The sequence below is a fragment of the Pseudomonas sp. DTU12.1 genome (assembly GCF_009873475.1).
Classification (GTDB): domain Bacteria; phylum Pseudomonadota; class Gammaproteobacteria; order Pseudomonadales; family Pseudomonadaceae; genus Aquipseudomonas; species Aquipseudomonas proteolytica.
The window spans coordinates 308342-320660 of the sequence record NZ_CP045254.1 but is presented as its reverse complement, the minus strand read 5'-3'; the positions used below and the strand labels follow the sequence as shown (position 1 = coordinate 320660).

The following is a 12319-nucleotide window of genomic DNA, read 5'->3' as shown; positions in this document are numbered from 1 at the left end:
TCACGCCCAATCGCGCGCCGTTGGCCTATGCTCTGACAGGCTGTCGTCAGTTCTTCTCATGAGGGATGTTCAATGTTCTACGTGCAACGTGATGCACAGGGTGAGCTGATTCGCGCCGAAGCGGTTGCCTTCGCCGAATCGACGGGCACCCTGCCCGCGGATCACCATGAGATCCAGGCCTGGTTTGCCAATGAAGAAGCGGAACTGAGCCTCAAGCAGCTCAAGCACAGTGACTCGGAGATGATCCGGGTGCTGGAAGACTTGATTCAGGTGCTGATCCAGAAAGGCGTAATCAACCTGACGGACCTGCCGGTCGCCGCGCAAGCCAAGCTCAAGGACCGCAGCAACGCCCGGGAATCACTGGGTGGCCTGAGCCACCTGATCAATGATGATGAGACCGGCCTGATCTGAGGCCGGCCACGGCCTCAGCGCCAGGGCGCCGGCTCACCAAACAGCTGGCCCTGCACGCCAAAAATCCCCATCTCGCGAATTACCTGCAACTCACCCTCGGTTTCGACCCGCTCGGCAATCAGCGGCAAGTCGATGCTGTGGGCTGCGCGCTGGATGGCTTCGATGAACAGGCGCTTGTCGCTTTCCTGGTCGATGTCGCGGATGTAGCTGCCATCGATCTTCAAGTAGGCCAGGCCCAGGCGCGCCAGGTTGCCGATCATGCTGAAGCGCCCGCCAAAGCGTTGCAGGCTGAGGGAAAAGTTCAGCTCCCGCAGGCGGTGGGTCAACTGCTCCAGCACCGCCTGTTCGGGCAGTTGCTCTTCACCGATTTCCAGGGTCAGGCGCGGGCCCAGGTTGGCATGTTGGCGTAGCAGGTCGAAGATTCGGTTCAGGGCTTGCGGGTCTGCCAGGGTCGCCGCAGACAGGTTCAGGGCCAGCGAGTGCTCATGGCTGGCCATTTGTTTGAGTACCAGCTCCAACATCACCCGGTCCAGGCGCGCCGACCAGCCAAACCGCTCAAGCCAAGGCAGGAAACGGCCGGCCGGGATCGTGTGGCCATGACCGTCGACCAAGCGCGAGAGCACTTTGTAATGCAGGACCAGTTGCGGATCCTGGCTGGCCACCACCGGTTGGAAGTACAACTCGAAGCGGTGTTGGGTCAGCGCCTGGTCCAACAGTGTGTGCCAGGCATGATGGTCGTCGCCGACGCTGGCCGCTGCGCTGTGGTCCAGGCACACCCAACTGACATCGCCCTGGGTTTCGGCCTGGGCCAGCGCCTGGTCGGCCAGGGTCAACAGGGCTTGTGGCGAATCACCATGATTGAACGGCGCCAGGCCGATACAGGCAACCGGCGAAACGTCACTGGCGCCGGTGGCTTGCAGGCTTTGCAGGGTGCTTTCCAGGTTTTGCGCCAGCTGCAACGCCTCTTCACGCATCAGCCCCGGCGCCAGCACGGCGAACTCGCCACCGCGGATACGGGTGACCAGGTTGTGGGTTTCCGGATACGGCTCGCACTGGCGCAGCAACTGTTCACCGACCGCCTGCAGCAGTTGGTCGGTGCGTTGGCCGCCGAGGCGCTGGTTGAGGCCGGCCAGGTCCTTGACCCGCAACACCAGCAGGTAACCTGAGCTGGTTTCTTCGGGGTTGCTGACCCGCGCATTGAGTTGCATCTCGAAGTAACGGCGGTTGGCCAGGCCGGTAAGGTTGTCTTGATAGGACTCCACCCGCAGTTTTTCGCTACGCTCGGCCTGTTCCTGGAACAGGGCCTTGAGCTTTTCCACCATCTGGTTCATCGCCTGCACCACGCGGCGCAGTTCCGGGGTGCGCGGCAGATCCGGCAGGCTCAGGAATTCGCGGCGGGCAATGGCGTGGGACTGTTTGACCATGTAGTCCAAAGGTTTGAGTTGCCGGCGCAGCAACAGCGCGCCCAGCACCGCACTCACCGCGCCACACAGCAATAACCAGCCGAGGCTGCCCAGGGCGCTCTGCCACAGCTTGGCCAGGGCGAACATCGGATGGCTGACCACCTCGACCCGCGCCGCCTGCTCCCAGCCACGGCTGACCAGGGCGTCACCACCGGCCGGTTCCAGGCCGATCAGCTTGACGAACCAGTTGGGCACGCCGTTGTTGTCGGGGATGCCACTGCGTTCGACGATGACCTGGTCGTTGGTCACATCGATCACCCGGATGCTGGCGTAATAACCACTATCGAAAATCGAGCTGACCAGCAGCTCGACCATCGCCGGGTCGTCGATATTGGGTGTCAGGGACAGCGCCAGGGCGGTCGCCGCGTCCTGCGCGTGGGAGCGCAGTTGGTTCACGTACTGGGTACGCGAGCTTTCCAGGCTGACCATGAAGCTGCCGCTGAAGGCGACCACCAGGAACAGACAGATAGCGATCAACAGCTGTTTGAACAGTGACATCTGAACAGTTACTCCTAGTTGGCCGGCTCGGCTGGGAAGCCTTCCGCACGCATTTTTTTCAACACATCCTGCCAGCGCGACAGGCGTTTGGTGTCGCCGACCTTTTTGTTGCCCTTGGCGCCCGGCAGGTACAAGCCCTCGGCGTTGAAGGAGTAGACCGGCAGCAAGTCGGTCCGTTGGCTGGCAGGCTGGATTTCATCGATCAGGCTGTCGAGTACCAGGGGCATGGCCTCTGGCGTCGAATAATAGGTCAAGACCATATGGGCGCGATTCTGCCGCAATGCCTTGACGTAGGTAATGCGCAATTTGTCGCTGGAGACGCCCAGGTGACGCAGGCTGAAATACTTGGCGATGGCATAGTCTTCACAATCACCGGCGCCTTTCCACAGGGCTTCGATGGGCGTTTCCCAATAATCGACCTGGTTCCACAAGTCGATATCTTCGACATAGCGCACGCGCTTGTTGAAGAACAGGTTGACCACCTTGAGCTGCTCTGCCTCGCTGCCTTGTTTTTGCGTGGCCAGCAGTTGCTGCCAGTCATCAATGCGCTGCTGACCCGCACCCAACGGCCCGTAGAGCGCGGTGGCGCGCCGGCTGATCTGGGAGAAATCCCAATCGGCATGCAGCCCGCCAGGCAATAAGCCAGCCAGCAGCAGCGCTGAAAACAGCCAGCACAGAAACCGCGAGGGAGTAAAACGTGCCGCCAATGGTTTCAGTCCGTAGAAAGAGACGCAGAATCAATCGATGGTGAAGGGTCGGTCGGCAAAAAACAATGGCACTGTGCAATCACTCAGTCCCCATTACGCTAAAGCAACCGCGCCTTGTAAGACGCCGGCAAGCCATAATGTGCGATGAAAAACCGCGCTGTTGAGTCGCTTACAAAGGGAAACCTTGCCTGTTTGACAAGCTTGCATGCAATCTCTAGTGTTCTTTGGATCCAATTAGCCAAAACCCATTCCAACAAGAAAGGAGGATAGCGTAGTCGTGACGCACAAGCCGAACCCTTTGAGCAGCATCAAGATCAGTGGGCCCATTCCTGCTCACCTCGCTCGCTCCGTTATTGAAGAAACACTGCGCAACGCCATACTGGATGGCCGTCTGCCCTGCGGCACCGCCATGCGCCAGCAAGAGCTGGCCAGCCTGTTCGGGGTCAGCCGGATGCCGGTGCGCGAAGCCCTGCGCCAACTGGAGGCACAGTCGCTGTTGCATGTTGTGACCCATAAAGGTGCCGTGGTCGCCCCGCTGATTGAAGATAACTCGGCGGAGACTTACGCCCTGCGTATTCTCCTGGAATCGGAGGCGCTGCGCTTATCGATCCCGTTGCTCAGGCAAAGCGATATCGAGCAGGCCGACGCCTTGATCGACGCCCTTGAGCGCGAAACCGACTACAGCGAAATCGGCCGGCTTAACCGCCTGTTCCATATGGCGCTGTACGGCAAGGCCCCCAACCAGCGGCTGTTGAACCTGGTGGAGCATGGGCTGAACGAGGAGGAACGCTTCCTGCGGTTCAACCTTGAGGCCATGGGCCTGGGCGAAACCTCCCAGGAAGACCACCGTGAACTGCTGAACCTGGTTGCCCAGAAAAAGGTCGAGCAGAGCGTGCTTACCCTGCGTAATCACCTGATGCGCGGGATGGAAGTGATCACTCATTACCTGAACAGCCTTGAACAGGGCGATAAAGAGCAGCACTGATTGCTCACGACTTTGGCCGCCCAGTGCGCGACCTGGATTGCCAGGCGCCGCACACGTCCAAAGCCGGCCTCTGCTGCTGTCGCTCTTTGGACCGTTGCGGTAACAAACTCGATATTGACCGCCATGACACTTCCGGCATTGCAAATGCACTAGCGGAGTAAGTGCCAGTCATTCAGCTCAATAATTTAAACTTGCAAACAACAAGGAAAGTTCCCACATCGAATATAAAGTTCGACTACGAAACACCCCTTCCTGCAAAAAAACCTTATATAACTTAGTAAGTATTTGAACACTTAACCAAGTGATTACTCTTTAATTGGACTTGGCGCTGCAGTCGAATGCACAGCCATGGGTTTGGGCATGGCTGTGGACGGCGCTCAAGCCAATAAGACTAAGTTGCTTTGTCACTATTTGTTGCTTGCCGGGCATCCAAGCCAGCCGGGACATCTCCGTGACGGCGCGACTAAAACCAACCCCAACACACTTGGTTCTAAACAACCCTTTTAATCTGAGTCGGCATAACGACTTATAGGCATTAACCATGTTTCAACTTCAAGAACTACTCAATCATAAAAAGCTGCAACTACAAGAACATCCCATTTTCCTGGAAATCAATTCTTTCGCACAGCTGCAACATTTCATGCAAAACCATGTTTTCGCCGTCTGGGATTTCATGACGCTGACCAAACGCCTGCAACAGGAACTGACCTGCATGCGTCTACCCTGGCTGCCCCCAACAGACCCGCAGGCCGCGCGACTGATCAACGAAATTGTGCTGGATGAGGAATCCGACCGCCAGCTGGGCGACGGGTACGCCAGTCACTTCGAACTGTATCTGGAGGCCATGCGCGAGGTAGGCGCCAGTACCGCCACCATCGAACGCTTCATCGCGTTGCAGCGCGCGGGTGCAAGCGTCGATAGCGCATTGGCACAGATCACGATTGATCCTGCGGTAGAGCGTTTCGTCCGGCATACCCTGGACGTTGCCTTGAACGCCCCGGCCCATTGTGTAGCAGCTACCTTCCTGCATGGCCGCGAAAGTGTCATCCCGACGATGTTCAAACGCCTCCTGGAAGGCTGCAATGTCGCCCATCGGCAAGCCCCCAGCTTGTGCTACTACCTCCAGCGGCATATCGAGTTGGACGCCGAGGATCATCAGCCGGCTGCAGAGCAACTGCTGCGGCGCCTGGTCCAGGCAGACCCGCTGCACGAACAACAGGCCTGGCATGCCGCTCTGAGCGCCGTGGAGCATCGCATTGCCTTGTGGGACGGCCTGCGCCAACACGCAGCAAGCCAGGAGGTGAGCCTGTGAACGCACACTACCGCTCGTTTGCCAGCGACTGGGAGTATCAGGCGACCGTCCGTACTCGCCCGCGACGCGTGCTGGAAGAAGACGACAAGTTGATCTATCCGCTGTGTCGCCAACCGTTGGTGCTCAGTGCGGGGTTTGTTGAGCACTGCCCACAGTGGCGCGACTTTGTCCTGGTGCAGACGTTCTACAAATTCATCAATGACGTGGTGATCTTTGAAACAGAGATTGTCGATAAAACCGCACGCAACATCGCCAAGAACCGCTTTTCAATCCCCTTCCCTGCGGCCTGCCGCTACGACGCCATGACGGTGGTGGTCGATGAGGACTACCACGCGCTCGTCGCCCTGGACTTCATGCAGCAAACCCTGGAGCAAACCGGTATCGCGCCACTGGAGCTGCCCGCAGCCATCGAATTGAGCCGCGCCATACCCATCGCACAGACACAGGCGCCGACACATCTACACGATGCCGTAGAACTGATTTGCGTGGCGATTGCCGAGAATACGGTGACCCATGACGTGGCGGCGTTTGCCAAGGATGACAGCGTCAAACATTCGGTCAGGGGGTTGATGGCCGACCACCTGGCAGACGAGGGTCGCCATGCCATCTTCTGGGCCAGCCTGGTCAGGCACTACTGGCAAACGGCGAGCGATGAAGACCGCCATAGTATCGCCCTGGTCCTGCCGGTGTTCCTGCAACACTATTTGACCAATGACCTGCAAAGGGACTTCGATCTGCTCTTGATCGAGCATCTGGATATCAGCGCCGATGCCCGTCAAGTCCTGCAGGCGCAGGTAAGTGCCCTGACCTTTCCCATCACGCGTCAGCACCCGCTGATCAGCAACATCATGGGTTTGCTGCGCCGCAGCGGGCTGCTGCAAACACCTTGTGTCGCCCAAGCGCTAAGCGCCTATCTGCCCGTACCCGGGAGCCCATCATGAGACGCCTCGGGATTCGGTTGCTCGGCACCAGTGCGGCCTTGGATGAGCTGAGGCAGGCGCTGGCACCCTATGGCCATGAACTCGCCGCACAGGCGCCGGCTATTGACCTGCTGATTGAAGACGGCAGCCAGCCAGTCGTGCAGGACTTAGCCAGCGTGGCCGTGATGAGCCTGCGGCTGTCCATCGGCGCCATGAGTGAGTGGGGGCTGCCGGTCCTGCAAATACGTTGCTATGACCGCCTCCAGCAATTACTGGCCGTGCTGGACATTGCTCCGCCCTCCTGCGGCAACGGCCAACAGTTACGACGCCAGGCAATCGCACGCCTGATCGAGTGGGTCGCGCTGCAGGTCAGCGGCTTCTCGCGCAACCCTGGGCACTTTGCGCAGCGCGCAAGCGCTTCCCCGGTTCCAGAGCAAAGCCTCGAGGGTCTGGACGGGCTGGCCTACCTGCATCGTTTCAACCGAACCGATGATCCGGGGCTGATGCAAAAAGCCCGGACACCACTGATCAAGCAACTGGAGCATGGCTTACGGACCTTTGCCGAAAGGCCGGCCCTGGAGATCGCCGGCCTCACCCTGAGTTATCGCCATTTGTTGCGACACAGCCTGGCCATTCAGCAGGTTTTGCAGCCGCTGCTCGGGCCTGGGCAGGCGCCCGTGGTCGGCATTTGCCTGGACAAGTCGGTTGGGTTGTACGCCAGCATTCTGGCAACCCTCGGTTGCGGCGCTGTGTATCTGCCGCTGGAACCGGGCCACCCGCTGCCGCGTCAACAAGCCATGCTGGAGAATGCCGGGGCCGTCGTGCTACTCGATGATGGCCAGCATCCCTTGCGCAGGCATTTCATGGCTGTGGATGTCAGCCGCATCGACAGCCAGCACATGGACGACAGAGCGCCCTTGGCACTTACCTCCCCCACGGCGGATAGCGCCAGCATGGTGCTTTACACCTCGGGCACCAGCGGCCAACCCAAGGGGGTCTTGCTCAGCCAGCAGAACCTGGCCCATTTCTCTGCGTGGTACAGCCAGTATGTTGAGCTCACTGAGCACAGCCGCGTCCTGCAGTTTTCGTCCCTGAGCTTTGACTCGTCACTGGTGGACCTGTTTGCGGCCCTGTGCCAAGGCGCGACCCTGATCGTGCCCAGTGAAGAACAGCGTCGCGACCCTCACCAATTGGTTGAGTTGATCCAGCAACAACGCGTGTCACACGCCTTCCTGCCGCCAGCCCTGTTGAGCGTGCTGCCACTGGATCGCCCGCTGGGCCTGGAGCACCTGCTGACCGGCGGTGACATCTGCGAGCCCCATGTCATCGCGCAGATGGCCGGGCAATGCGTCCTGCATAACCTGTATGGCCCTACAGAGGCGACGGTGCTGGTCAGTCGCCGTCGAATGCAGGCTGATGACAGCAATCTGAACCTCGGCACGCCCATCGCCAACAGCCAGGTGCTGATCCTCGACGAGCAGCGTCGGCCAGTCGAAGACCAGGTGGTGGGCGAACTGTACATTGTCGGCCCCGGGGTGAGCCTTGGTTACGTGAACCAGCCACAACAGACTGCCGAGTGCTTCGTGCGCCTTGTGCTGCCTGGCGGCCAGGCCTTGCGCGCCTACCGCACCGGCGACATGGCGAAATGGACGGCAGAGGGCATCGAACTGGTCGGGCGCCGGGACCTGCAGGTGAAGATCCGTGGTTTTCGGGTCGAGCCCCAGGAGATTGAGCAGTGCTTGCGTGCCAGCCAGCTTTTTCGCCAGGTTGCGGTGGTGATTGACCGTGATCGACGAATTCTCGCGTTCGTGGCGCACGCAGATCCCAGTGACTCAGGTACGGCCCTGGGCGCGTTAAAACAACATGCCGGGCAACGGCTGCCGGACTATATGCAGCCAACCGTGTGTACAGAGTTGCCGAGCCTGCCTTATGGCAGCAATGGCAAGGTCGATCGCCAGGCCTTGCTGGCGCTGGCGGTTCAAACTGTCTCGCAGCCTCCTCAGCGCCGCCCCCAAACACCGGTGGAAGGTCAATTGCTGGACCTGTGGAGTGAGCTGCTGGGATTACCGGCCGACGAGATATCGACTGACGACAGTTTTTTTCATCTCGGCGGCCACTCCATCCTGCTATCAACCATGCTCCTGCGCATTCGTGAGTTGTACGGGCGCAGCCTGCCTCTCAATCGGTTTATCGAGGCGCCCACGGTGCAGACGCTCGCGGCGCTGATGGGTGACAGTGCACCAGGTGCCGCTCCCACCGAACGGGCGATCAGCGATGCGCTGCGCACGCTGGATCTGGCGCTGTTACCAGCAGAGCGTGCCGGTGATCGTCAGAAGGCTATCGTGACCGGCGCCAATAGTTTCCTGGGTATACATATCGTCGAGGCCTTGCTGATGGCCGGAGCGACCGAAGTCGCCTGCCTGGTGCGGGAACACCCAGGGCAATCGGCAACTGCACGCTTTGCCGAAGCCTTGCGTGAGTACCGCCTGGAACACCTGGACCTGAGCCGGGTGCGTGTATACACCACCGACCTGCGCCAACCGCGCATGGGGCTAGAGGCGCAGGTCTATGAGTACCTCGCCCGCCATTACGGGGTGCTGGTACACAGCGCTGCCCACGTCAATCACGTCATGGACTACGCGTCACTGGCCAAGGACAACGTGGAACCGGTGCTTGAATGCCTGCGCCTGTGCGAAACCCACTGTAAGAAAGTGCTCAACTTCGTGTCCACGTTATCTGCGTCAAGCAGCGTCGGGGCCGATGGGCAGGTGCTTGAAGCGCCTGCGGCAAGTACGCCACCGCTCTACATCAAGAACGGCTACAACCTGTCCAAATGGGTCGCTGAACGTCTGTTGGGGCGTGCCGCCGTACAAGGTGCCTGGGTCAATATCTACCGCCCCGGGAACATCAGTTTCAATAGCCGCAATGGCGTCTGCCAACCCCACAAGAACCGCCTGTTGCTGATGCTCAAGGGATCGCTGCAGTTGGGCCGGGTGCCGCGCCTGGGATTGAACTTCGACCTGATGCCGGTGGATTTCCTGGCACGTTTCATCGCCTTCCACAGCGGCAATTATGTTGCCCAGCGCAGCGTCTTCAACCTGCACAACCCGCAACCCTTGAAGTGGGAAACCTATGTCGAGTCGTTTCGCCAGGCAGGGCATGCGTTCGAGTTGGTGAGCGTAGCGGATTGGCAACACCATCTGCGCGAAGTGGATCGCGAGAATGCCCTTTTCGGTGTACTGGGGTTCTACCTCAATGGGCTGGGAGAAGACACGGGCGACATCTCCATGATCCGCCATGAGAACGCACGCCATGGTGTTGAACAGATGGGCGCGCAGTACCCCGAAAAAGAACCTGCGCTGTTACGCAGAGGGTGCCAGTACCTCAATGCCATTGGCTTTCTGTGAGCCTCGCCATCAGGAAAAACTTATGAGACAGCTGCAACCCGATACGTTGATTAAAAACCCCCAGGGCAAGCCTCTGGTGTCATCTGTGGTGATTGCCTGCAATGCTTCCAAGCTGTGGAAGGTCGTGGGGCGCTTTGAGGGGTTTGACGCGTTCATTCCTGCCCTGGCACGCATCACGATGACGGGCAGCGGCGTGGGATCGCTACGCAAGAAACACTTCCACGATGGCAATATCGCCGTGGAACAGCTCAATTGCCGCGATGAGCTGGCGATGCATATGACCTGGACGACAATCTATAACACCTTGGGCGTGGCCCGACTGTGGGCGGCAATGAGTGTTGAGTCGCTTGGGGAGAACCTGGCGCGGGCGACCTGGACCATTATCGCCGAGCCTGTCACTGCCGGTGATAACGAGGGCTTCGAACAGTTCATCCAGGATTTCGCCGACCGCGCACTGGATAACGTTTGCCATTTGCTTGGTTAAAAAAATGGCGCAGTGCACTGCTGCACTACGCCATGTTTATCGTGAGGTGATCAGATCTTGAAACTGTCGACCAACTGCTTCAAGCGATTGGCTTGTTGTGACAGCGCGTCGCAGTCCTTCAAGGTCTCGTTGAGGTTGGCCACGCCTTGCTGGTTAAGCAGGTTGATCTGGTTGATATCGACATTGAGCGTCTCCACCACGGCGGTCTGTTCCTCAGTGGCTGCCGCCACCGACTGGTTCATGCCATCGATCTCGACGATCCGCTGAGTCACACTGATCAAGCGTTCACCCGCCTGGTTGGCGACCTCGACGCTTTCTTCACTGGAGACCTGGCTGGCGTTCATCGTGGTGACCGCTTCGCGAGAGCCGATTTGCAATGAGGTGATCATCTTGTGGATCTCCTCCGCCGACTCCTGGGTACGGTGAGCCAGGTTGCGTACTTCGTCGGCCACCACGGCAAACCCACGGCCGGCTTCACCGGCACGGGCAGCTTCAATGGCAGCATTGAGTGCCAGCAGGTTGGTTTGCTGCGAGATGCCTTTGATCACATCGAGAATATGCCCGATGTTGTCGGTGCTGGCATTCAGGGTTTCAATCTGCGTACAGGACAGGCTGATCTTCTGCGACAACTCGGACATCGCCAGGATGGTTTTCTCTACGACCTGGCGACCGTCATCGGCTTGCTCGCTGGCGCCGCTGGCATGTTGCGAGGCGTCAGCGGCGTTACGGGCGATTTCCTGAGTGGCGGCACCCAGTTCGTTAATCGCAGCGGCGACGCTGTTGGTGCGGGCGCTCTGCTCGTCGGAGCCGATAATCGAGGCGTTGGACGATGCCATCACGCGCTGGGACAGATCGTGCACATGTCTTGTCGCGGAAGACACTTCGCTGATCGAGGCGTGGATACGCTCGACAAACTGGTTGAAGGCCCCACCCAGCTCGCCGAACTCGTCCTTGCTTTCTACGACCAGGCGACGAGTCAGGTCGCCCTCGCCCTGGGCAATGTCTTGCATCGCACGGCCCATGGTTGTCAGTGGGCGCATCAGTACCTGAATCAACAGGCTCAGCAATACCGCAATCGCGGTGACGGCAATGAACATCGCGATCAAGGCGGAGGTGCGGAATTTGCTCAACGGGGCGTAGGCTTTGTCTTTGTCGATCGACAGGCCTATGTACCAATCTGCGCCCGGCAAGCCGCTGATCGGGGTGAAGGACAGGATACGGTCCTGACCATTGAGGATCACATCCTGGTTAACCTTCTCAATACGGACGCTGCTGCCTGGGTAGATGTCCTTGAGGTTTTTCATCACCTGTTCCTGGTCAGGGCTGACGATCACCTGCCCGTCGCCACTGACCAGGAATGCATGACCAATACCGCCGAAGTCGACCGAGTTGATGATCTTCACCAGGGTTTGCAGGCTCAAATCCCCCCCTACGACACCAAGCAGTTCACCATTCTTCTTGACCGGCATCGCGATGGTGACGATCAAGCCACCGACAGCGGCCATATAAGGCGGCGTCAGCATGGGTTTGTCAGCCATGACCGCTTGCTTGTACCAGGGGCGCTGACGTGGATCGTAGCCATCTGGCATTTTCGCGTCAGGGCGCTGGGTGAAGACGCCGTTGGTTGAACCGACATACGTGAACTGGAAGTTCGAGGTGAGTGCCGGTTGATCAACCAAGCCAGGAAGGTCGGCATTGCTACCTTGGTGAGCAACGTTCTGCGCAAGATTTTCCAGGACCAGCACCCGACCACCGAGCCAGTTCTGCACGCTGCTGGCGGTCAGGTCACCCGACTGCTGGATGGATGATTCCAGGTTTTGCCTGATGGTATTGCGCTGCAGGTAGTCGTTGTACAACGTGAACAGCGCGAAGGCCAGAACCACGACGCCTGACGCTGCCAACAGAATTTTATGACTGAACTTGAGATTCATTTCATCGACTTCTTTTTGCCAAAAGGGGGTGAGCGTGCCGAATGCAACATTCCATGTATGGTATAGGCGAACTCTACGACCGCTCTATTTCGGTGCACGCATGGCTCATCAGGCTTTCGGCCAAGACTGGATAAATCTTAGGAATTTGTGGGATAGATCTTCTTTTTAAGTAGGAAACCGACAGGCGGTCTGGATAGGGCG

9 protein-coding genes are annotated in these 12319 nt (G+C 59.1%); 6 read left to right on the top strand and 3 right to left on the bottom strand.

Translation table 11 applies throughout. The features are described 5' to 3' along the window. Window positions 1-72 precede the first annotated feature (72 nt). The gene (locus tag GDV60_RS01510) at window positions 73-411 is read left to right on the top strand and encodes a hypothetical protein (RefSeq protein ID WP_029300706.1); all 339 of its coding nucleotides are present in this window, start codon (window positions 73-75) and stop codon (window positions 409-411) included. 14 nt (window positions 412-425) lie between these two features. Here GDV60_RS01510 and lapD read toward each other — a convergent pair whose 3' ends face one another. Together lapD and lapG are read right to left on the bottom strand one after the other, a co-directional pair. Further along, window positions 426-2372, bottom strand: coding sequence for a cyclic di-GMP receptor LapD (gene lapD / locus GDV60_RS01505; RefSeq protein WP_029300704.1), 1947 nt, complete (start codon window positions 2370-2372; stop codon window positions 426-428). A 14-nt stretch (window positions 2373-2386) separates the two neighbouring features. Further along, window positions 2387-3079, bottom strand: coding sequence for a cysteine protease LapG (gene lapG / locus GDV60_RS01500; RefSeq protein ID WP_029300701.1), 693 nt, complete (start codon window positions 3077-3079; stop codon window positions 2387-2389). A gap of 277 nt (window positions 3080-3356) precedes the next feature. On the opposite strand from lapG, the gene GDV60_RS01495 reads away from it, so the two are divergent. From GDV60_RS01495 to GDV60_RS01475, 5 genes are all read left to right on the top strand, one after another. Continuing rightward, entirely contained in the window at window positions 3357-4064 is a 708-nt protein-coding gene (locus tag GDV60_RS01495) for a GntR family transcriptional regulator (RefSeq protein WP_104911297.1), read from the top strand. A gap of 541 nt (window positions 4065-4605) precedes the next feature. Then, window positions 4606-5376: a DUF3050 domain-containing protein gene (locus tag GDV60_RS01490; RefSeq protein WP_133715903.1), complete on the top strand. Its 771-nt coding sequence runs from the start codon at window positions 4606-4608 to the stop codon at window positions 5374-5376. Continuing rightward, window positions 5373-6317, top strand: a complete 945-nt coding sequence (locus GDV60_RS01485) for a diiron oxygenase (RefSeq protein WP_159906043.1) — start codon at window positions 5373-5375, stop codon at window positions 6315-6317. Before GDV60_RS01490 ends, GDV60_RS01485 begins: the two co-directional genes overlap by 4 nt. Further along, complete coding sequence (locus GDV60_RS01480) at window positions 6314-9703, top strand: amino acid adenylation domain-containing protein (protein WP_159906042.1); 3390 nt, start codon at window positions 6314-6316, stop codon at window positions 9701-9703. The genes GDV60_RS01485 and GDV60_RS01480 overlap by 4 nt, the downstream gene beginning before the upstream one ends. 22 nt (window positions 9704-9725) lie before the next feature. Beyond that, window positions 9726-10187 (top strand): SRPBCC family protein, encoded by a 462-nt coding sequence (locus GDV60_RS01475; RefSeq protein ID WP_092232553.1) that lies wholly within the window; start codon window positions 9726-9728, stop codon window positions 10185-10187. A gap of 50 nt (window positions 10188-10237) precedes the next feature. On the opposite strand, the gene GDV60_RS01470 is transcribed toward GDV60_RS01475, so the two are convergent. Continuing rightward, a complete protein-coding gene (locus GDV60_RS01470; protein WP_029300688.1) occupies window positions 10238-12118 on the bottom strand; it encodes a methyl-accepting chemotaxis protein in 1881 nt (626 codons plus the stop codon). Window positions 12119-12319 lie beyond the last annotated feature (201 nt).

Excerpts from the sequence above, each read along its gene's own strand:
- GDV60_RS01510 (WP_029300706.1), top strand. The coding sequence starts at position 73 with ATGTTCTACGTGCAACGTGATGCACAGGGTGAGCTGATTCGCGCCGAA.
- lapD (WP_029300704.1), bottom strand. The coding sequence starts at position 2,372 with ATGTCACTGTTCAAACAGCTGTTGATCGCTATCTGTCTGTTCCTGGTG.
- GDV60_RS01490 (WP_133715903.1), top strand. The coding sequence starts at position 4,606 with ATGTTTCAACTTCAAGAACTACTCAATCATAAAAAGCTGCAACTACAA.
- GDV60_RS01480 (WP_159906042.1), top strand. The coding sequence starts at position 6,314 with ATGAGACGCCTCGGGATTCGGTTGCTCGGCACCAGTGCGGCCTTGGAT.
- GDV60_RS01475 (WP_092232553.1), top strand. The coding sequence starts at position 9,726 with ATGAGACAGCTGCAACCCGATACGTTGATTAAAAACCCCCAGGGCAAG.
- GDV60_RS01470 (WP_029300688.1), bottom strand. The coding sequence starts at position 12,118 with ATGAATCTCAAGTTCAGTCATAAAATTCTGTTGGCAGCGTCAGGCGTC.